18 protein-coding genes are annotated in these 21,720 nt (G+C 56.4%); 9 read left to right on the forward strand and 9 right to left on the reverse strand.

Going from position 1 to position 21,720, the window contains the following annotated elements; all coding sequences use genetic code 11:
- The first annotated feature begins 15 nt into the window (after positions 1-15).
- Genes potA through potD form a run of 4 tightly spaced genes read left to right on the forward strand, consistent with a single transcriptional unit; the run spans position 16 to position 3,824 of the window.
- Positions 16-1,164, forward strand: coding sequence for a spermidine/putrescine ABC transporter ATP-binding protein PotA (gene potA / locus ACVCAM_RS17910; protein ID WP_186436501.1), 1,149 nt, complete (start codon positions 16-18; stop codon positions 1,162-1,164).
- Positions 1,148-2,005 (forward strand): spermidine/putrescine ABC transporter permease PotB, encoded by an 858-nt coding sequence (gene potB, locus ACVCAM_RS17915; RefSeq protein ID WP_023343772.1) that lies wholly within the window; start codon positions 1,148-1,150, stop codon positions 2,003-2,005. Before potA ends, potB begins: the two co-directional genes overlap by 17 nt.
- A complete protein-coding gene (gene potC / locus ACVCAM_RS17920; protein ID WP_008500765.1) occupies positions 2,002-2,793 on the forward strand; it encodes a spermidine/putrescine ABC transporter permease PotC in 792 nt (263 codons plus the stop codon). The genes potB and potC overlap by 4 nt, the downstream gene beginning before the upstream one ends.
- Complete coding sequence (potD, locus tag ACVCAM_RS17925; RefSeq protein WP_008500766.1) at positions 2,790-3,824, forward strand: spermidine/putrescine ABC transporter substrate-binding protein PotD; 1,035 nt, start codon at positions 2,790-2,792, stop codon at positions 3,822-3,824. Before potC ends, potD begins: the two co-directional genes overlap by 4 nt.
- A 47-nt stretch (positions 3,825-3,871) precedes the next feature.
- Here the strand turns inward: potD and ACVCAM_RS17930 are convergent, their stop codons facing one another.
- Entirely contained in the window at positions 3,872-5,101 is a 1,230-nt protein-coding gene (locus ACVCAM_RS17930) for an EAL and HDOD domain-containing protein (RefSeq protein ID WP_025911783.1), read from the reverse strand.
- Positions 5,102-5,337: 236 nt separating this feature from the next.
- On the opposite strand from ACVCAM_RS17930, the gene ACVCAM_RS17935 reads away from it, so the two are divergent.
- Positions 5,338-7,269 carry a methyl-accepting chemotaxis protein gene (locus ACVCAM_RS17935; protein ID WP_407223239.1) on the forward strand — a complete coding sequence of 644 codons (1,932 nt, stop codon included), beginning with the start codon at positions 5,338-5,340 and terminating at the stop codon, positions 7,267-7,269.
- Positions 7,270-7,314: 45 nt separating this feature from the next.
- Here ACVCAM_RS17935 and cobB read toward each other — a convergent pair whose 3' ends face one another.
- From cobB to lolC, 5 genes are read right to left on the reverse strand one after another with little or no spacing between them, the layout of a single operon-like run.
- Entirely contained in the window at positions 7,315-8,136 is an 822-nt protein-coding gene (gene cobB, locus ACVCAM_RS17940; protein ID WP_008500769.1) for a Sir2 family NAD+-dependent deacetylase, read from the reverse strand.
- Between the two features lie 14 nt (positions 8,137-8,150).
- Positions 8,151-9,062: an N-acetylglucosamine kinase gene (gene nagK, locus ACVCAM_RS17945; RefSeq protein WP_407223238.1), complete on the reverse strand. Its 912-nt coding sequence runs from the start codon at positions 9,060-9,062 to the stop codon at positions 8,151-8,153.
- A 53-nt stretch (positions 9,063-9,115) separates the two neighbouring features.
- Positions 9,116-10,360, reverse strand: a complete 1,245-nt coding sequence (lolE, locus tag ACVCAM_RS17950; protein ID WP_008500771.1) for a lipoprotein-releasing ABC transporter permease subunit LolE — start codon at positions 10,358-10,360, stop codon at positions 9,116-9,118.
- Positions 10,360-11,061 carry a lipoprotein-releasing ABC transporter ATP-binding protein LolD gene (lolD, locus tag ACVCAM_RS17955; protein WP_008500772.1) on the reverse strand — a complete coding sequence of 234 codons (702 nt, stop codon included), beginning with the start codon at positions 11,059-11,061 and terminating at the stop codon, positions 10,360-10,362. Before lolD ends, lolE begins: the two co-directional genes overlap by 1 nt.
- The gene (lolC, locus tag ACVCAM_RS17960; RefSeq protein WP_025911790.1) at positions 11,054-12,253 is read right to left on the reverse strand and encodes a lipoprotein-releasing ABC transporter permease subunit LolC; all 1,200 of its coding nucleotides are present in this window, start codon (positions 12,251-12,253) and stop codon (positions 11,054-11,056) included. Before lolC ends, lolD begins: the two co-directional genes overlap by 8 nt.
- A gap of 256 nt (positions 12,254-12,509) precedes the next feature.
- On the opposite strand from lolC, the gene ACVCAM_RS17965 reads away from it, so the two are divergent.
- The 3 genes from ACVCAM_RS17965 to ldtC all read left to right on the forward strand — a co-directional run bounded on the left by ACVCAM_RS17965 (position 12,510) and on the right by ldtC (position 18,288).
- Complete coding sequence (locus tag ACVCAM_RS17965) at positions 12,510-13,583, forward strand: acyltransferase family protein (protein ID WP_407223237.1); 1,074 nt, start codon at positions 12,510-12,512, stop codon at positions 13,581-13,583.
- Positions 13,584-13,731: 148 nt separating this feature from the next.
- A complete protein-coding gene (gene mfd / locus ACVCAM_RS17970; protein WP_447093637.1) occupies positions 13,732-17,178 on the forward strand; it encodes a transcription-repair coupling factor in 3,447 nt (1,148 codons plus the stop codon).
- Between the two features lie 144 nt (positions 17,179-17,322).
- Positions 17,323-18,288 (forward strand): L,D-transpeptidase LdtC, encoded by a 966-nt coding sequence (gene ldtC, locus ACVCAM_RS17975; protein WP_025911795.1) that lies wholly within the window; start codon positions 17,323-17,325, stop codon positions 18,286-18,288.
- Between the two features lie 75 nt (positions 18,289-18,363).
- On the opposite strand, the gene bhsA is transcribed toward ldtC, so the two are convergent.
- On the reverse strand, positions 18,364-18,621 hold the full coding sequence (gene bhsA / locus ACVCAM_RS17980) for a multiple stress resistance protein BhsA (RefSeq protein ID WP_008500777.1): 258 nt from the start codon (positions 18,619-18,621) through the stop codon (positions 18,364-18,366).
- A gap of 244 nt (positions 18,622-18,865) precedes the next feature.
- Here bhsA and comR point away from each other — a divergent pair, with 244 nt between their 5' ends.
- A complete protein-coding gene (comR, locus tag ACVCAM_RS17985) occupies positions 18,866-19,501 on the forward strand; it encodes a TetR family copper-responsive transcriptional repressor ComR (protein ID WP_008500778.1) in 636 nt (211 codons plus the stop codon).
- A 60-nt stretch (positions 19,502-19,561) separates the two neighbouring features.
- Here comR and ACVCAM_RS17990 read toward each other — a convergent pair whose 3' ends face one another.
- Positions 19,562-20,101 (reverse strand): glycine zipper 2TM domain-containing protein, encoded by a 540-nt coding sequence (locus ACVCAM_RS17990; RefSeq protein WP_008500779.1) that lies wholly within the window; start codon positions 20,099-20,101, stop codon positions 19,562-19,564.
- Positions 20,102-20,294: 193 nt separating this feature from the next.
- On the reverse strand, positions 20,295-21,599 hold the full coding sequence (locus ACVCAM_RS17995; RefSeq protein ID WP_008500780.1) for an NAD(P)/FAD-dependent oxidoreductase: 1,305 nt from the start codon (positions 21,597-21,599) through the stop codon (positions 20,295-20,297).
- Between the last annotated feature and the right edge of the window lie 121 nt (positions 21,600-21,720).

A 21,720-nucleotide genomic window follows, 5' to 3' on the forward strand; every position in this document is an offset into this window, starting at 1 on the left:
GCTTCAGTCTGCTGCCTGAGGCGTCTATATGGGACAGCGCAAAAATTGAATACACAATCCCGTTCACGTTCACCGCTGGTGCAACTGGAACGAATTCGTAAAAGTTTTGATGGCAAAGACGTCATTTCCGACCTCACTCTCACCATCAATGACGGTGAGTTTCTGACGCTGCTTGGCCCCTCCGGCTGCGGCAAAACCACCGTACTGCGCCTTATCGCCGGGCTGGAAAGCGTCGATAACGGCCATATCCATCTTGAAAGTCAGGACATCACCCAGGTTCCCGCCGAAGACCGCCACGTCAACACTGTCTTTCAGAGCTATGCCCTCTTCCCGCACATGACCGTGTTTGAAAACGTGGCGTTTGGCCTGCGGATGCAAAAAACCCCGGCGAGTGAGATCGAACCGCGCGTCACCGAAGCCCTGCGCATGGTGCAGCTCGAGACGTTTGCCCAGCGAAAACCGCATCAGCTTTCCGGCGGCCAGCAGCAGCGCGTGGCCATCGCCCGCGCCGTGGTCAACAAGCCGCGTCTGCTCCTGCTGGATGAATCCCTCTCCGCGCTGGATTACAAGCTGCGCAAGCAGATGCAGAACGAGCTTAAAGCCCTGCAGCGCAAGCTCGGCATTACCTTTGTCTTCGTCACCCACGACCAGGAAGAAGCCCTGACCATGTCCGACCGCATCGTGGTGATGCGCGACGGCAAAATCGAGCAGGACGGCACGCCGCGTGAAATCTACGAAGAGCCGAAAAATCTGTTTGTCGCCAGCTTCATTGGTGAGATCAATATCTTCGACGCCACGGTGATTGAGCGTCTGGATGACCAGCGCGTTCGCGCGTGCGTCGAAGGACGCGAGTGCGCCATCACGGTGCATTTCCCCGTCGAAAAGGGACAAAAGCTCAACGTTCTGCTGCGCCCGGAAGATCTGCGCGTCGATGAAATCCACGGCAATGCCGAGGCCGAAGGGTTAATCGGCTATATCCGCGAGCGCAACTACAAAGGGATGACGCTGGAGTCTGTCGTCGAGCTGGAGAACGGCAAAATGGTGATGGTCAGCGAGTTCTTTAACGAGGACGACCCGGACTTCGACCACTCTCTCGACCAGAAAATGGTTATCAACTGGGTAGAAAGCTGGGAGGTTGTACTGGCTGATGAAGAACACAAGTAAGTTCCAGAATGTGGTGATTGCCACGATCGTCGGTTGGCTTGTGTTGTTTGTCTTTTTACCCAACCTGATGATCATCGCCACCAGCTTCCTGACCCGTGACGACACAAACTTCGTTTCGCTGGTTTTTACGCTGGACAACTACGCGCGCCTGCTCGATCCGCTCTATTTTGACGTGCTGCTGCATTCGCTCAATATGGCGCTGATTGCCACCATTGCCTGCCTGGTGCTGGGTTATCCGTTCGCATGGTTCCTCGCGGGTCTGCCGCAAAAGGTGCGTCCGCTGCTGTTGTTTCTGCTGATTGTGCCGTTCTGGACCAACTCGCTGATTCGCATCTACGGGCTGAAAATCTTCCTCAGCACCAAAGGCTACCTCAATGAATTTCTGCTGTGGCTGGGGGTGATTGATACGCCGATCCGCATCATGTTTACCCCGAGCGCGGTAATTGTGGGTCTGGTCTATATCCTGCTGCCGTTTATGGTGATGCCGCTCTACTCCAGCATTGAGAAGCTGGATAAACCGCTGCTGGAAGCGGCAAAAGATCTGGGTGCCAGCAAGTTCCAGACCTTTATCCGCATTATCATTCCGCTGACCATGCCCGGCATTATCGCGGGCTGTCTGCTGGTCATGCTTCCGGCCATGGGTCTGTTCTACGTTTCGGACCTGATGGGTGGCGCGAAAAACCTGCTGATTGGGAATGTGATCAAGAGTCAGTTCCTCAACATTCGCGACTGGCCGTTCGGCTCCGCCACCAGCATTACATTGACGGTGGTGATGGGTCTGATGCTGCTGGTTTACTGGCGCGCCTCACGGCTGCTGAACAAGAAGGTGGAACTCGAATGATCGGTCGACTGCTTCGCGGCGGTTTTATGACCGCCATTTACGCTTACCTGTATATCCCGATCATTATTTTGATCGTGAACTCGTTTAACAGCTCGCGCTTTGGGATTAACTGGCAGGGCTTTACCACCGACTGGTACAGCCTGCTGATGAACAACGACAGCCTGCTGCAGGCCGCACAGCACTCACTGACGATGGCGATCTTCTCCGCCACCTTCGCCACGCTGATTGGTTCGCTCACCGCCGTGGCGTTGTATCGCTACCGATTCCGCGGAAAACCGTTCGTCAGCGGTATGCTGTTTGTGGTGATGATGTCCCCGGACATCGTGATGGCGATTTCGCTGCTGGTGCTGTTTATGCTGCTGGGCGTTCAGCTTGGCTTCTGGTCACTGCTGTTTTCCCATATCACCTTCTGCCTGCCGTTTGTGGTGGTGACGGTCTTTGCACGCCTGAAAGGGTTCGACGTGCGTATGCTGGAGGCGGCGAAGGATCTGGGCGCCAGCGAGATGACCATCCTGCGCAAAATCATCCTGCCGCTGGCGATGCCCGCCGTGGCGGCCGGATGGCTGCTGAGCTTTACCCTGTCGATGGATGACGTGGTGGTCTCCTCCTTCGTGACCGGGCCGAGCTATGAAATTCTGCCGTTGAAAATTTATTCGATGGTGAAAGTCGGCGTTTCACCTGAGGTGAACGCGCTGGCGACCATTCTGCTGGTGTTTTCGCTGGTTCTGGTGATCGCCAGCCAGGTTATTGCTCGTGATAAAACAAAATCTCAGGGGACAATGAAATGAAAAAAATGCTCGCCGCTGCGGCGCTGGTGCTTGGTATGGGTGCCGCACACGCTGATGACAGCAAAACGCTCTACTTCTACAACTGGACCGAGTACGTGCCGCCGGGCCTGCTGGAGCAGTTCACCAAGGAGACGGGCATCAAGGTGATCTACTCGACCTACGAGTCGAATGAAACCATGTACGCCAAGCTCAAAACCTACAAAGATGGCGCGTACGATCTGGTGGTTCCGTCCACCTATTTTGTCGACAAAATGCGCAAAGAGGGCATGATCCAGAAGATCGACAAAACGAAGCTAACCCATTTTTCAAACCTCGATCCTGAGATGCTCAACAAGCCGTTTGACCCAAATAACGACTACTCCATTCCGTATATCTGGGGGGCAACCGCGATTGGCGTTAACAGCGAGGCCGTCGATCCGAAATCGGTGACAAGCTGGGCCGATCTGTGGAAACCGCAATACAAAGGCAGCCTGCTGTTGACCGACGACGCGCGCGAAGTCTTCCAGGTGGCGCTGCGCAAGCTTGGCTACTCTGGCAACACGACGGATCCTAAAGAGATTGAAGCGGCATATGCCGAGCTGAAAAAGCTGATGCCTAACGTGGCGGCATTCAACTCTGATAACCCTGCAAACCCGTATATGGAAGGCGAAGTAAACCTGGGGATGGTGTGGAACGGCTCCGCGTATGTGGCCCGCCAGGCCGGTACGCCGCTTGAGGTAGTCTGGCCAAAAGAAGGCGGGATCTTCTGGATGGACAGCCTCTCCATTCCGGCTAACGCGAAAAATGTGGATGGGGCGCTGAAGCTGATTAACTTCCTGCTGCGCCCGGATGTGGCGAAACAGGTTGCCGAGACGATTGGCTACCCGACGCCAAACCTGGCCGCACGCAAGCTGCTGAAGCCTGAAGTGGCTAACGATAAGTCGCTCTACCCGGATGCGGAAACCATCAGCAAAGGTGAGTGGCAGAACGATGTCGGCGACGCCAGCCGGCTCTACGAAGAGTATTACCAGAAGTTAAAAGCGGGCCGCTAACCGGTATCGCGTTCTTCCTCACGCCGCCTGCGCGGCGTGAGGAAGGATTAACTGACCGTATTCTCTCCAGCCCAGAGCGTCGCTTTTCGCATCGCCTCAACCACCTCTTCATCTGACAGGCCCAGCGCCTGTCGAATCCGGGTCGCCTCGTCCCACCGCTGCTGTTCATAGTAACGGCAGAGGTTAATCATGTCGGCTAACCGTCCCTCCTGATGGCACAGCGCGTTGCTCACGCTCTGCGGCACCGCAATTTGCTTCATCAGCTCTGCCATCGGAAGCTCCAGGAGGGTATCGAGCAGAGAAAACAGGCCGCACATGAACGCATTTTCAGCCAGAGTAGGTTCGTTCATCGTCTCAGCTAGCAGTTCGCAGAATTTGCCGCGCATCATGCTCAGCGGGTAAAGCTCGCTGACGGTGTCATTGCCCGCACTGGCGAGGACCACGACGGCAACAAACCGTCGGAGCTGGTTTTCGCCAAGATACCTGAGCACCTCGCTCAGGGTTAACTTGCTGAAATTACAGGCGCCGACATGTTTAAACGCCGTATGCTTCATATAGCGCATGATTTTATAAGAGAGCGTGAGATCGGTTTTTATCAACGACTCGATGATTCGAAAATCAGGTTTATTGCGTCCGACCTCCATTTGCAGCCGAAAAATCGCCAGCTGATTTTGCGACAGCCGTTTATATTTAATGACCTCGGGACGGCAGAAAAAATAGCCCTGAAAAAGGGAAAATCCCTCGTCTCTGTATTGGTTGAATTCTTCTTTAGTCTCAATTTTTTCAGCAAGATATTTAATGTGACCGGTCAGATGTTTACGTACTTTCAGATACGCTTTAATTTGCGCTAAGGTATAATTTCTGACGTCAAATTTCAGGATTGAAATAAAGGGTAAAAAAACATCCCATTCTGGCGCAAGGGTGAAATCATCAAGCGCAAACTGATAGCCGTGCGCATTCATCTCCCTGACGGCCTGCAGCAGTTCGGCCCCCGGCACAGCATCTTCAAGAATCTCAATCACCACGCTCTCTTTATCAAGCGCTTCTCCACTGCGGTCAATAACCATCCTTGAAGGGAAATTAATAAACGACGTATGTGCCCCGGCAATGCGCTGGGACGGCACACATAAGAACTGATCTGATATCATCCTGGACGTGGCATATTCTGCCGACACATCCGGAAAACGATTTGTCATCCCGTCTCTGAAAAGCAGCTCATAGGCTACGGTATTCATTTCAGGGTTAAAAATGGGTTGTCGCGCGATAAATCCGTACATATCCCATCCTCCTCTACCACTTTATATTTATTAGCATCCTCTTTCTACACGACGATAACGAGTTTTATCGAGCACTATTTTGATTGAATGCACAAAATAAAAGCATCCACACTAATTAACGGGAATTAACCGTCTGGATTTAAATTAAATATATCCTTCGCTCTACAGAAAGGGGATGAAATATCCGATAAGTACTTTGTGCCTGCCCGACATGCACGACATTACGGGAGATGAGAATGAAAGACGCCATGGTCCGAAGACAAAAAATAAGAGTCAAGACGTTGATGCTATTGTCCATTTTCCTCACCGTGACGGTGGGCTTTACGGCAACGATCGGGTTTATGATGTGGCAATGGATGGCGCAGCAAGAGGTGCTGGCCAAAAACCATATCCGCCAGATAGCCGAGGTACACGCTTTACAGGTCAGCAAACAGCTGGATTCTGCCCTGACTGCCGCCCGGGATATGGGCAACAGTGGCCTCGCGCTGCGCGAAGCGGGCATTTCCGACCGCCAGAGCCTGAACCAGCTGCTCGTCCACTTCCTCTCGGCTCACCCGTCGTTTCTCTCCATGTCGATGGCCTTTGAGCCCAACGCGTTTGACGATAAAGATGCCGTCTTTGCCGGTCAGAGCGGTGAAGATCCTGCCGGGCGCTACGCCCGCTACGTCGACCGCGATGCCACCGGCAAACCGGCGTTGCACCTGCTGACGGACATCGAAACGCCCGGCAGCGGCGATTACTATCTGTTGCCGAAACAGCGGCATAAAGATGTGATCATCGAACCCTATATTTACCCCTACAACGGCGTGGACGTGATGCTCACCTCAATTGCCGCCCCCATCATGCGTGACGGTCAGTTTCTGGGCTCAGTCACCTCTGACTTCTCGCTCGCCACACTGCAGTCCATGATTGGCGCCATTAAACCGTGGAACGGCACAGGCTACGCCCTGCTCCTGTCTGCGGGCAATAACGTGGTGTCCAGCCCGGACAAAGGTGCGGCAGGCAAGCCTTACGCGGGTCACATTGCAGGACATGACGTCACTCGGGTAAACGATCCGCTGCTGAAAGAAGAGGTATTTATCACCTGGCAGGCGATCGCCGTCGGCAATAGCCAGACGCCGTGGAAACTCGCCATCATCACCCCGGTCAGCGAAGTGATGGCCGAAGCGCGCGCATTTTTACTGAAGGCCATCGTCATGATGGTGTTAAGCATCGTTGCGGTTAGCCTGGTGATGGCCCAGATCTTTACCCGCAAGGTTGATCGTCCGGTGGGGGGAGAACCTTCCGAGGCCGCCGGGATCGCCCTGGCCGTCGCCCGCGGGGATCTGAACAACACCATCCCGGTGCGATCCGGGGATACCCACAGCATTTTTTATGCCCTGCACACCATGCAGACGCAGCTCAAGCGCATCGTCGACAACATCAGCGAAGCCAGCCACTCCGTGCACGGCGGGACCAGCGAAATTTCGGCGGGCAACCTTGACCTCGCCTCGCGTACCGAGGAACAGGCGGCGGCGATTGTTGAAACCGCTGCCAGCATGGAAGAGATTTCGGTTACGGTGAAGAACAATGCCGACAACGCCCACAAGGCGACCACCCTGACCGATCGCGCCGCGAGCCTTGCCGGGCATGGCGAAACGCTGGTGAACGATGTGGTCGTGGTGATCGGCGAGATTGATGAGAGCGCGCGCAAGATCGGTGAGATTAACAGTATCGTCGATGGCATCGCCTTCCAGACCAATATCCTGGCGCTGAATGCGGCCGTTGAAGCGGCGCGCGCGGGTGAACAGGGACGCGGTTTCGCGGTAGTCGCAGGTGAAGTACGCAACCTTGCGCAGCGAAGCGCCAACGCGGCCAAAGAGATCTCTCAGCTGATTGCCGAGTCCTCAGGCCGCGTCAGCAAAGGCGTTGAGCTGGTCAATGAGACCGGCGTAATGATGAAACAGGTGATTGAGGCGGTGTCGCACGTGCATCTGGTCATCAACGACATTGTTCAGGCGCTGGACGAACAGAATCGGGGGATTAGCCAGGTCAGTACCGCCGTCAACCAGATGGACAGCACCACCCAGCAGAACGCTTCACTGGTTCAGCAGATCTCAGCGGCGGCGCTCTCGCTGGACGAGCAGGCTAAATCGCTGGAGAAGACGCTGGCGTTCTTTCATTCTTAAATAAAAAAGCACCCGCTGGACGGGTGCCTTTTCACGCGATGAGCGTTACAGCCCTTTCAGCAGCTTGTCGACAAATTCCGGAACAACCGTGCTTGCCAGGCCGTAGTGTTTTTCTTCAAACTCGCTGCCCACCTGGCTCGGCTCAAGATTGAGTTCAACCGTATGCGCACCGTGCAGCCGCGCTTCGTGGACAAACCCCGCCGCCGGATAAACATGGCCGGATGTGCCGATGGCGATAAACACGTCGGCCATCGCCAGCGCGCTGTAGATCTCATCCATTCCCAGCGGCATTTCGCCGAACCAGACCACGTGCGGACGCAGGCGCGACGGGAACTGGCAGCAGTGGCACTTATCCTCCGGCAGCACGTCCTCTTTCCAGTCCAGCACCTGACCGCTCCATGCGCAGCGAACCTTGAGCAGCTCGCCGTGCATATGGATGATGTTCCTGTTACCGGCTCGCTCATGCAGGTTGTCGATATTCTGCGTCACCAGCAGAAAACGATCGCCCAGCGCCTCTTCCAGCTTCGCCAGCGCCAGATGCGCGGCATTCGGCGCGACGTCAGGCTGCTGAAGCTGACGACGGCGGGCGTTGTAAAACGCCTGCACGAGATCCGGGTCGCGGGCAAAGCCTTCCGGCGTGGCGACATCCTCCACGCGGTGCTCTTCCCACAGCCCGTCCGCCGCGCGGAAGGTTCGAATACCTGACTCGGCGGAGATCCCCGCCCCGGTCAGCACCACCACTCTGGGTTTATCCATCGCTTCTGGCATCATTCTGTCTCTAAAAAAGATCCGCTGACGCAAGCGCTCACGCAAGCGGCGTTTATTTTTGCGAAAACGGCTGAGTCGACCCTGGCGACGCGACAGCATAGAAACCTCGTAAACTAATCGGTGAGATGAAGGAATGCGGCTCCGCGCATGCCTCCTGCGTCCCCGTGTCGCGCGCGTTCAATACGCGGCACGCGGGCAACCGGCAATAAATGTCGGGGCAAACGCCCGGACAACCGTTCCGTAATCGCGGTAAAGTTTGAGAGCCCTCCCCCGATCACCAGCAGATCCGGGTCGACGATGGTGACAATATTGCCCAGACACACCGCCAGCAGATCCAGATAGCGCTCGACGTGCTCACGCGCCTGCGCATCCCCTTGCTCCCACAGGGTAATGATTTGAGGGGCCTCAAGTTTCTGATGATAGAAGTGTTCGTAAAGCCATGCAAACCCGCGGCCTGACAGGTAGTTCTCAATACAGCCGTGCTGCCCGCAGCCGCAGCGGGTCAGCGGGAAATCACGGCCGACGACCTCCAGCGCATCAACCGGCAGGCGGATATGACCAAACTCGCCGGTGATGTAGCTGCGGCCGGTGATGGGCTTACCGTTGATGACGATTCCTCCGCCGACGCCGGTACCGAGGATCAGCCCCATCACCAGCGGATATTGACGGAACTCATCATCCCAGGCTTCGGAGAGCGCAAAGCAGTTGGCGTCGTTATCTAAACGCACGTCGCGTTCAAGGAGCGCGGAGAGATCGGCGCGCAGCGGTTTACCGCTGGCGGCAGGCACGTTGGCCGCATAAAGCGTACCATCGTCGGTTTCCGGCATGCCCGGAATACCAATGCCGACGCTGCCTTTCACGCCAAAGCGTTCATCAGCCTGCGCCACCAGCGCGGCAATGGCGGTTAAAAATTCGTCGTAGCTGTCGCGCGGCGTGGGAACGCGGGTTTCCCACTGCAGTTTGAGGTCTTTATCAAACACGCCGAGCGCAATCTTGGTGCCGCCAATATCAAATCCATAATACATAACGCATTCCTCTTTCGATCTGGCGACCCGAAAGCCGCTAGATCGTGACGTAATTACTGGCCACTTAATACCCTCGCCGGATCAATTCGGCTTGCGCGACGCGCCGGATACCAGCTTGCCAGCAGACTCAGTAAAAGTGCTGTAAGCAGCACATAAAAAACATCCAGCCAGTGCAGTTCAGACGGCAGGAAGTCAATAAAATAGATATCACCCGACAGGAACTGGTGACCAATAAGCTTTTCAATCCCGTTGATAATCGGCGTTAGCTGCAGGGAAACCACCACGCCAATCACCACGCCGCACAGGCTGCCGAACAGTCCTGCCAGCAAACCGTACCAGACGAAAATGGCGCGAATAAGACCGTCTTTTGCCCCAAGGGTACGCAGCACGGCGATGTCGCCGCTCTTGTCTTTGACCGCCATCACCAGCGTCGAGACGATATTAAAGCACGCGACACCGATCACCAGCACCATCGCCAGATACATAATGGCGCGGATCATCTGGATATCACGGTACATATAGCCGTAAGTGCCGATCCAGCTTTTGATGTAGACATAGTTATTGGTCACGCTGCCCGCGTCGCGCACCAGTTTGTTAGCGTTAAAGACGTCGTTCACCTTAATGGCAATGCCCGTCACGCTGTCGCCCATGTCGAGATACTGGCGTGCATCCTCCATCGGCACCATCGCAAAGCTGTGGTCAAGCTGACCGCTCAGCTGAAGAATACCGGTAACGTGCAGGCGCACGCGCTTTGGCTGCTGCAGTTTGTGATCGGCGCTGGCATTCGGGATCATGATTGACACCCAGTCGCCCTGCTTCACCTTCAGGGCATCAGCAACGCCTTTACCCATGATGATCTGCTGCTCGCCCGCCTTGAAGTTGGCCCACGCGCCGTTCTGCACGTAGTTCGGCAGCGCGCTGAGGCGCGCTTCCTGCGTCGGATTCACCCCTTTCACCTGGATAGCGCGCAGGTTTACCCCGCTCTCCACCAGCCCGGTAAAGTTAATGTAGGGCGCAGCCGCGGCGATGCCGGGCACTTTTTCCACTTTGTTCAGGGCGTCGCTCCAGTTAGTCCACGGCTGGTTAACCGGTTCGATCTCCCCGTGCGGCACGACCGCCAGAATACGGTTATTCAGCTCGCGCTCGAAGCCGTTCATGGCGCTTAAGCCCACGATCAGCACCGCCACACCCAGCGCAATACCGATGGTCGAGATAACGGAGATCAGCGACACCATGCCGCCGCGACGGCGGCCGCGGCTAAAACGTAAACCGATGAGTAACGATAACGGTGACGCCATTACTCTGCTCCCATCAGGGTCAGTTCCGCGTTCAGATGGCCGTCGCGCATCTCAAGCTGGCGCCCCATGCGTTTTGCCAGCTGCAGATCGTGGGTCACCACCAGAAACGCGGTGCCCTGCGAGGCGTTCAGCTCGCCCAGAAGCTGGAAAATACTGTCCGCGTTGCGGGCGTCCAGGTTACCGGTAGGCTCATCCGCCAGCACCAGACGCGGGTTGTTGACCAGCGCACGGGCAATCGCCACGCGCTGACGCTCGCCGCCGGACAGCTCCGACGGACGGTGGTTTCCGCGATGGCCCAGCCCTACCGCTTTCAGCATGTCGCTGGCGCGGGCGTTAATCTCAGCCGGTTTCTTTTTGCCAATCAGCAGCGGCATCGCCACGTTTTCCAGCGCCGTGAAATCCGGCAGCAGGTGGTGGAACTGGTAGATAAAGCCCAGCTCGCGGTTACGCAGCTCTGCCTTCGCCGCCGAGGACATTTTGCTCATCGGCTGGCCGGAGAAAATCACGTCGCCGTTGGTTGGGGTATCCAGCCCGCCCAGCAGATGTAATAAGGTACTCTTACCGGAGCCGGAGCTGCCGACAATCGCCATCATCTCGCCTTCACCCACGCTAAAGCTCACATTGTGCAGCACGTCGGTTTGCACAGTGCCTTCCTGATAGCGTTTGGACAGGTTGTCGCATTGCAACAGGATCTTATTCATAACGTAAAGCCTCAGCGGGTTGAGTGGCGGCAGCGCGCCAGGAAGGATAAAGCGTAGAAAGCAGCGCAATGGCCATCGCGGCCAGCGCAATACCGACCACCTGCAGCGGCTCGATGGCCACCGGCAGCGCCGCGCCGTCAAGCAGCGCGCCGATGATCGGCATTAAATTGTTGAGCTGGCTGGCAAGCAGCGCACCCAGCACCGCCCCGAGCAGCGCGCCGATGATACCGGCGCTGGCCCCCTGCACCATAAACACGGCCATGATCTGCCGCGGCGTCAGCCCCTGGGTTTGCAGGATAGCGACCTCGCCCTGCTTCTCCATCACCATCAGCCCTAGCGAGGTGATGATGTTAAAAGCAGCCACGGCGACGATCAGGCTCAGCAGCAGCCCCATCATGTTTTTCTCCATCCGCACGGCCTGGAACAGCTCGCCTTTACGCTCGCGCCAGTCCTGCCATTTGGTGCCGTCCGGCAGTTTTTGCTGGCTGAGGGTATCGACCTTCAGCGGCGCGTCGAGCCACAGGCGCCAGCCGGTGATATTGCCGGCCGGGTAGCGCATCAGGCGTGACGCGTCCTGAATGTTAACCAGCATCTGGTAACCATCGACTTCACTGTTGGCGGCAAAGGTCCCAATCACGGTGAACAGGCGCTGGCTTGGCAGGCGCCCCATCGGCGTAAACTGGCTGGCTGAAGGCACCATCACGCGCAGCTGGTCGCCACGGTTGACGCCAAGCTGACCGGCAAGCTGCTCACCCAGAATCACGTTGTATTTCCCGGCTTCCAGGTCGGTCTGCTTCACGTTAACGAGATACGGCGTCAGCGGATCTTTTTGTGCCGGGTCGATACCCAGCATCACGCCGACCGCCACGCTGCGGGCGCTTTGCAGCACCACGTCGCCGGTGGTCAGTGGCGCAACGCGCGTGACGCCCTGTAACTTCGCCGCGCTTTCCGGCAGCTGCTGTGGGTTAACCGAACCGTTAGTCGATGAGAGTACGGCCTGCGGCATCAGCCCCAGGATGTTGTTTTGCAGCTCGCGCTCGAAGCCATTCATGACGGAAAGCACCGTCACCAGTGCCATCACGCCAAGCGTAATGCCAATAGTCGAAAGCCAGGAGACAAAGCGACCGAAGCGGTCCGCGGCGCGCCCACGCATGTAGCGTAAGCCTATGAAGAGTGCGACAGGTTGATACATGAAGTCCGTCTGTTTGCTGATAGCAGACCCACGAGTATATAAGCGAATCCGTTAAGCGTAAATGACTGAAACCGTAAGCTTTGGTAATCATTTTTCCAAAAAATTCAGATAAATCAGGATACTAATATCTGAAACCGCACCTCGTAACCTCCACCTTTTCCGAAAAACCTCCTGATACAGACTGTTACCCATTACAGCCCGGTTTCGTTTAACAACAATTGCTCGTTCGTCTATGGCAATAAGGTAGTTGCGAACAATGAAGCAAAAAGCATTATGGATTAACCAGATAAAAGGGCTGTGCATCTGCCTGGTGGTTATCTACCATTCAGTTATCACGTTTTATCCGCACCTGATCGGGCTGCAACGCCCGCTCTCTGGCCTTCTCGCCAAATGCTGGATCTATTTTAATCTCTATCTCGCCCCCTTCCGTATGCCGGTCTTTTTCTTTATCTCCGGCTATCTGATCCGTCGTTATATTGACGAGGTGGACTGGCGAACCAGCCTCGACAAGCGAATCTGGAGCATTGTCTGGGTTCTGGCGCTGTGGGGGATTCTGCAATGGCAGGCGCTGACCCACCTGAACGCCTGGCTGGCGCCCGATCGCGAGGTTACCACCTCGTCGAACGCGGCCTACGCCGATTCGCTCCTGGGATTTGTGCAAGGGATGCTCACCGCCAGCACCAGCCTGTGGTATCTGTATGCCCTGGTGGTCTACTTCACGTTGTGTAAACTGCTGAGCCGCTGGAAGCTGCCGATGCTGGGACTGCTGGCGCTGGCAAGCATCGCGATCAACTTCCTGCCGCTGCCGTGGTGGGGAATGAACAGCGTGGTCCGCAACATGATCTACTACAGCCTCGGGGCGTGGTATGGCGCTGAGCTGATGGCATGGATGAAAAATCTAAACCTGCGCCGCACCTGGCTGGCAACGGGCGCTTTCGCCGCCGTCTCCGTGGTGCTGTTGTTTGCTAACGTTCCGCTGCTGCTCTCCTTGCTGTCGATTGTGCTGATCATGAAGCTGTTCTACAGCGTTGAGCAGCGCTATGCCGTTCACCCTGACAACCTGCTGAACGTGATTGGCTCCAATACCATTGCGATTTATACCACCCACCGCATCCTCATTGAGGCCTTTAGCCTGTTCCTGATTGGCGAGATGAATGCCGCGTACTGGCCGCTCTGGGCTGAACTCACCTTAATTCTGGTCTACCCGTTTGCCAGCCTGCTTATCTGTACCCTGGCCGGGCTGGGGGTGCGTAAACTCTCCACCGCGCTGTTCGGGGACATTTTCTTTTCTCCGCCTTCGACGCTTACGCTCTCGCCGACCACCCGTTAATGCCCTCTCCGCCCCCTTTCGGGGGCGTATAACCCCGCCGTGCGGTTACGATTTGCTTATGTAAAACGATCGAGGATAATAAAGACATTGCGTATCAGTGATATGCCCCAATACTGTTGGTATATCCATAAGAGACTCTGACATAGCCATGCCTGAACACTATCGTTATTCCTTGCCTGTCAAAGCGGGCGACCAGCGCCAGCTGGGTGAACTCACGGGCGCAGCGTGCGCCACGCTGGTGGCGGAAATTGCTGAGCGTCATCCTGGCCCGGTGATCCTGGTTGCCCCGGATATGCAAAACGCCCTGCGCCTGCACGATGAAATTCGCCAGTTCACCGATAATCTGGTGTTCAGCCTAGCCGACTGGGAAACGCTGCCCTATGACAGCTTCTCTCCGCACCAGGAGATCATCTCCTCGCGCCTGTCGACGCTGTATCAACTCCCGACCATGCAGCGCGGCGTGCTGATTGTGCCGGTAAACACCCTGATGCAACGCGTCTGTCCGCACAGCTACCTGCACGGTCACGCGCTGGTAATGAAAAAAGGTCAGCGCCTGTCCCGTGATGCCCTGCGGGCGCAGCTTGACGGCGCCGGGTATCGCCACGTCGATCAGGTGATGGAGCACGGGGAATATGCGACCCGCGGCGCGCTGCTCGACCTTTACCCGATGGGCAGCGACCAGCCGTATCGTCTGGACTTTTTCGATGATGAAATCGACAGCCTGCACGTCTTCGACGCCGATACGCAGCGCACGCTGGAGGAAGTGGAGTCCATCAATTTACTGCCCGCGCATGAGTTCCCGACGGACAAAACCGCTATCGAACTGTTCCGCAGCCAGTGGCGCGATAAGTTCGAGGTGAAGCGCGACGCGGAACATATTTATCAGCAGGTCAGCAAAGGCACGCTGCCTGCCGGGATTGAATACTGGCAGCCGCTGTTCTTCAGCGAGCCGCTCCCTGCCCTGTTCAGCTACTTCCCGGCGAATACCCTGATTGTTAACACCGGGGATATCGACGCCAGCGCCAGCCGCTTTGAAAGCGAAACCCGCGCTCGCTTCGAAAACCGGGGCGTTGACCCGATGCGTCCGCTGCTGCCGCCGGAAGCGCTGTGGCTGCGTACCGACGAGCTCAACGCCGAGCTGAAGCGCTGGCCGCGCATGCAGCTGAAAACCGATTCGCTTGCCGATAAGGCCGCCAACACCAACCTCGCCTTCCGGACGCTGCCGGACCTGGCCGTCCAGGCGCAGCAGAAATCCCCGCTGGATAATCTGCGCAAGTTCCTGGAGTCCTTTACCGGCCCGGTGGTGTTCTCCGTTGAGAGTGAAGGCCGTCGCGAAGCGTTAGGTGAGCTGCTGGGACGCATTAAGGTGGCGCCGAAGCGCATCCTGCGCCTGAGCGAAGCGACCGGAAACGGCCGTTACCTGATGATTGGCGCCGCCGAGCATGGGTTCATCGACACGCTCAACAACCTGGCGCTGATTTGCGAAAGCGACCTGCTGGGCGAGCGCGTCGCGCGCCGTCGTCAGGACAGCCGTCGAACCATCAACCCGGACACGCTGATCCGCAACCTGGCCGAACTGCATCCGGGCCAGCCGATTGTTCACCTGGAGCATGGCGTTGGACGCTATCAGGGGATGACCACGCTCGAGGCGGGCGGCATTAAAGGTGAATACCTGATGCTGACCTACGCTAACGACGCCAAACTGTATGTCCCGGTGTCGTCCCTGCATCTGATCAGCCGCTACGCGGGCGGTGCCGAAGAGAACGCGCCGCTGCACAAGCTGGGCGGCGACGCCTGGGCGCGCGCGCGCCAGAAGGCCGCGGAAAAAGTGCGTGACGTGGCCGCCGAGCTGCTGGATATCTACGCCCAGCGCGCGGCCAAAGAGGGCTTCGCCTTTAAGCATGATAAGGAACAGTATCAGCTGTTCTGCGACAGCTTCCCGTTTGAAACCACGCCGGATCAGGCTCAGGCTATTAACGCCGTGCTGAGCGACATGTGCCAGCCGCTGGCGATGGACCGTTTAGTGTGCGGCGACGTCGGCTTCGGCAAAACCGAAGTGGCGATGCGCGCCGCCTTCCTTGCGGTGGAAAACAACAAGCAGGTGGCGGTGCTGGTGCCAACCACCCTGCTCGCTCAGCAGCACTTCGACAACTTCCGCGACCGCTTCGCCAACTGGCCGGTACGCATCGAGATGCTGTCACGTTTTCGCAGCACCAAAGAGCAGACGCAGATCCTGGAGCAGGCAAGCGAAGGCAAAATTGACATTCTGATCGGTACACACAAGCTGCTGCAAAGCGACGTGAAGTGGAAAGATTTGGGGCTGCTGATCGTCGACGAAGAGCACCGCTTCGGGGTGCGTCATAAGGAACGCATCAAAGCGATGCGCGCCGACGTCGATATCCTGACCCTGACCGCGACGCCGATCCCGCGAACCCTGAACATGGCAATGAGCGGCATGCGCGATCTGTCGATTATTGCCACGCCGCCGGCGCGCCGTCTGGCGGTAAAAACCTTCGTCCGCGAATACGATAATCTGGTGGTGCGTGAGGCCATTCTGCGTGAAGTGCTGCGCGGGGGTCAGGTCTATTACCTGTACAACGACGTGGAAAACATCCAGAAAGCCGCCGACAGGCTGGCGGAGCTGGTGCCGGAAGCGCGCATTGCTATCGGTCACGGGCAGATGCGCGAGCGCGAGCTGGAACGGGTGATGAACGACTTCCACCATCAGCGCTTTAACGTGCTGGTGTGCACCACCATCATCGAAACCGGGATCGACATTCCGACGGCGAACACCATCATCATTGAACGTGCGGATCACTTTGGCCTGGCGCAGCTTCACCAGCTGCGCGGCCGCGTCGGGCGTTCGCACCATCAGGCCTACGCCTGGCTGCTGACGCCGCATCCGAAAGCGATGACCACCGATGCGCAGAAGCGTCTGGAAGCCATCGCCTCGCTGGAAGACCTCGGTGCAGGCTTCGCGCTGGCCACGCACGATCTCGAGATCCGCGGTGCCGGTGAACTGCTGGGTGAGGACCAGAGCGGCTCGATGGAGACCATCGGCTTCTCGCTCTATATGGAACTGCTGGAAAACGCGGTTGATGCCCTGAAGGCCGGGCGCGAGCCGTCGCTGGAAGATCTCACCAGCCAGCAGACCGAGGTCGAGTTGCGTATGCCTTCCCTGCTGCCGGACGATTTCATTCCGGATGTAAATACCCGACTGTCGTTCTACAAGCGCATCGCCAGCGCGAAGACGGAAAGCGAGCTGGAAGAGATTAAGGTTGAGCTGATCGACCGCTTTGGTCTGCTGCCCGATGCGGCGCGAAATCTGCTGGATATCGCGCGCCTGCGCCAGCAGGCGCAGAAGCTGGGCATTCGCAAGCTTGAAGGCAACGAAAAAGGCGGCGTGATTGAGTTCGCGGAGAAGAACCACGTCAACCCGATGTGGCTCATCGGTCTGCTGCAAAAACAGCCGCAGCATTTCCGTCTGGATGGCCCAACGCGGCTGAAATTTACCCAGGAGCTGACGGAGCGCAAAACCCGCATGGACTGGGTGCGTAACTTTATGCGCCAACTGGAAGAGAACGCGATCGCCTGACCTCCCCTCCCCCGTTAGCCCAGCGCTAACGGGGGACAATTTACAAACTCTTTGCACTTCACCCGATCTTCCCGACACACCCATTCGCCATAATTATCGTTAACGCCTTATAAAACAATAACCTTATCATTTATATGGATTATGGTGATGATCTCTTCGCGTATGACTCGCTGGTTAACCCTGTTTGCGCTGGCAGCCACCGTTGCGGTTGCACTTCCCGCTCGCGCAAATACCTGGCCCCTTCCTCCGCCCGGCAGCAAGGTGGTGGGGGAAAACCGCTTTCATGTGGTTGAAAATAATGGCGGTTCGCTGGAAGCCATTGCCAAAAAATATAACGTTGGTTTTCTGGCCCTGCTGCAGGCGAACCCTGGCGTCGACCCCTACGTCCCGCGCGCGGGCAGCGTATTGACTATCCCGTTACAGACTATCCTGCCGGACGCTCCGCGTGAGGGGATCGTCATAAATCTGGCGGAGCTGCGTCTGTACTATTACCCGCCGGGTAAAAATGAGGTGACCGTCTACCCGATTGGTATTGGTCAGCTGGGCGGCGACACCCTGACGCCGACGATGGTCACGACCGTCTCGGATAAACGCGCGAATCCAACCTGGACACCAACGGCCAATATTCGTGCCCGGTATAAAGCTCAGGGCATCGATCTTCCAGCCGTGGTGCCAGCAGGCCCGGATAACCCGATGGGTCACCACGCGATCCGTCTGGCGGCCTACGGCGGCGTTTACCTGCTGCACGGAACGAACGCGGACTTTGGCATCGGCATGCGCGTCAGCTCCGGCTGCATTCGTCTGCGCGATGACGATATCAAAACGCTGTTTAACGTCGTTACGCCGGGTACGAAAGTCAATATTATCAATACGCCGATCAAGGTTTCTGAGGAGCCGGGCGGCGTGCGGCTGGTTGAAATTCACCAGCCGCTATCGAAAAACATTGGCGATGACCCGCAGACGCTGCCCATCAACCTGAATGCCGCGATGGTAAGCTTTAAAACGAATGCGAATACCAACAGCGAGGTGATGGAGCGCGCAATGGAGGCCCGCTCAGGCATGCCGACCGACGTCACCCGGCATCACGATGTCATCCAGCAATCGATGTAAATCATAAATAAATAAACGCCCTGCTAAGCAGGGCGTTTTTTATTGCAGTGGCATAAATGAGGGTTTATGCCCGGCTTATTTGTAGATGACGGCGGTGCCGTGCAGGGTGTTAGGACCGGTCACAGAGGTGATGCGGTAAGATTTTGCACCCATCTCTTGCGCTTTTTGCGCCAGCTGATCTTCCAGTGAACCCAGGTTAGTCCCGGCAGAGGCAGAGATCGTCCCGACTTTATGCTGATCGACCGGGGTGGACTGTACCTGTACAGCCGCAAAGCTTGCGAAAGAGAGTGAACTCAGGACAGCAGCAGCGATGAGGGTTTTTACGTTTTTCATGATGTTTACCTTTAGCAGATGAATTTGGAGGTCGTTAGCTATTTAGTTAACGATCGATAGGTAAATCATAAATGTGATCAATCTCACACGTCAACATAATTTTATAATGGTCGTTAACTTAATTTTAAAGTCGTTATTTTTCATACTCATATGATTAATTTATTTTTAAGCATTCAGCGCTGGTGGTGACTTGCGTTTATTTTTATAATGGTCATTCAACAAACCAACAGAGGACCAACGGCACATGACAACCGACGTCACGAGTTGTGCAAAGAAAAGCCGTGGCCGACCAAAAGTGTTTGACAGGGATGCAGCGCTTGATAAGGCCATGACTCTCTTCTGGCAACATGGGTATGAAGCAACCTCGCTTTCCGATCTGGTAGAAGCCACCGGCGCCAAAGCGCCGACGCTCTATGCCGAATTTACCAATAAAGAGGGGCTGTTCAGGGCAGTGCTGGACAGATACATTTCGCGCTTTGCGGCGAAACACGAAGCCCAGCTGTTTTGTGAAGAGAAAAGCGTCGAACAGGCGCTTCGGGATTACTTCACCGCCGTCGCGACCTGCTTCACCAGTAAGGACACGCCTGCGGGCTGCTTTATGATTAACACCTCTGCCACCCTGGCGGCGTCCTCGAAAGAGATTGCCAATACGGTGAAATCGCGTCATGCCATGCAGGAGGAGACGCTGAGCGCCTTTCTGGCTCAGCGGCAGCAGCGCGGTGAAATCCCTGCACAGTGCAACCCTCAGCTGCTGGCGCAATACCTGAGCTGTATTTTGCAGGGGATGTCGATCAGCGCCCGTGAAGGGGCAACGCTGGAAAAACTGCAGAATATCAGCGACACCACGCTGCGGCTGTGGCCTGAGCTCCTCAAAATCTGAAGCAAAAAAAAAGCTCCTCAGCCTGAGCGCATGAGGAGCTAAATTCAGAGAACATCTTTTTTACACTTTGTTATTCAGAACCAGCTGGCCATTTCCATCGAGCGGAATTTGCGTGCCCGGGTCTTTATCCATGCGGATTTTGCCCTGCTGATCGCCAATTTTGTACGTCACGTCATAACCCAGCATTTTTTCCGACTTGTCATAGACGGTTTTGCAGCGTTGCTGAGTCGTGGTGTAGGTATCATTATCCTGCATCGCGCCCTGCACCTGGTTACCGGCATAGCCGCCACCCAGCGCGCCGACCACGGTCGCTACATCTTTACCCCGGCCGCCGCCAAACTGGTGACCAATCACGCCACCCGCTACCGCACCCAGAACAGAACCGGCGATACGGTTTTCATCCTGCACCGGACGACGATGCGTCACGGAGACGTTACGGCACTCCTGACGAGGCGTTTTTACCGTTTCTTTAATCGGTGTAGCAGAAACCACCTGCGCATACTGCGGGCCGCGGTCTAATACGTTGAGACTGGCAACGGCAGCCACACCTAACGCAGCCGCGACGCCAATCCCTATACCCGCCAACATTGATTTATTCACGGGACTTCCTCCTTTGTTGCTATTGGTAACAATTTTGCAATGGAGGCACGGCTTCGCCAATCAGATAAAGGATCAAAAAAGGGGCATAGCGAGGAGATATATTCTATTTAGGAGAACTCTTAAGCAGTCAAACTGTGATCTACAGCATGACATGCTAAAAACTCCCTCCGGAGAGCCCGGAGGGAGTGAAAGATTAGTGCAGCTTCAGACGCGGACGGATCACGCGGTTGATTCTGCCCACCAGCATCATCAGCCCGGTTTTGAAGTAGCCGTGCAGCGCAATCTGGTGCATACGGTACAGGGAGATGTACACGAAGCGGGCAATGCGCCCTTCTACCATCATCGAGCCGCGCATCAGGTTGCCCATCAGGCTGCCGACGGTTGAGAAGTTTGACAGAGACACCAGAGAACCGTGGTCTTTGTAAACATAGGCCTTCATTGGCTTGCCTTTGTACTGCGCCAGAATGTTGTGCAGGACCAGGCTTGCCATCTGGTGTGCAGCCTGGGCGCGCGGCGGCACGAATCCACCTTCAGGACGGGCGCAGGAGGCGCAGTCACCGATAGCAAAGATTTCAGGGTCACGCGTGGTTTGCAGCGTTGGCTCCGTGACCAGCTGATTAATGCGGTTGGTTTCCAGGCCGCCGATATCTTTCATAAAGTCAGGCGCTTTGATACCTGCCGCCCAGACCATCAGATCCGCTTTGATATACTCGCCGTCTTTGGTGTGCAGGCCGCCTTCGTCGGCGCTGGTCACCATGGTCTGCGTCAGCACCCGCACGCCCAGCTTGGTGAGTTCATTGTGCGCCGCACCGGAAATACGCGGAGGCAGCGCAGGCAGAATGCGTTCACCGGCTTCGACCAGCGTGACGTTCAGCGCTTCGTTCGTTAACCCTTTGTAACCGTAGCTGTGCAGCTGCTTCACCGCATTGTGCAGCTCAGCGGACAGCTCAACACCCGTCGCACCGCCGCCGACAATGGCGATATTGACCTTACCGTTCGCACCCATATTGCTGGTGTACTTCAGGAACAGGTTCAGCATTTCCTGATGGAAACGACGCGCCTGGTGCGGGTTATCGAGGAAGATACAGTGCTCTTTCACGCCCGGCGTGTTGAAGTCGTTGGAGGTACTGCCCAGCGCCATGACCAGGGTGTCGTACGGCAGCTTGCGCTCAGGAACCAACAGCTCCCCTTTTTCATCACGCAGTTCTGCCAGAGTGATGGTTTTGCTTTCACGGTTGATGTCCACCACCGAGCCCAGCTGGAACTGGAAATGATGGTTGCGCGCGTGTGCCAGATAGCTGAGCGCGTCCACGCCCTCGTCCAGAGAGCCGGTCGCTACTTCGTGCAGCAGCGGTTTCCACAGGTGGCTGTGGTTACGATCCACCAGCGTGATTTTGGCTTTTTTACCGCGCCCCAGCTTCTTACCCAACTGTGTCGCCAGCTCCAGCCCGCCAGCACCACCGCCTACAATCACTATCTTTTTCAATGGCGTAGTCAACGTGACCCCCTCAAATTATTAACCAATTGTTAATTAAAAGTTATAAAAATAACCCTTAATTAACAACAGGTTACAGCACTGAAACCATTCAGGTGCATTGAGAATACCACGTCAGGCGCAT

The sequence above is a fragment of the Enterobacter sp. CFEC122 genome (genome assembly GCF_052983755.1).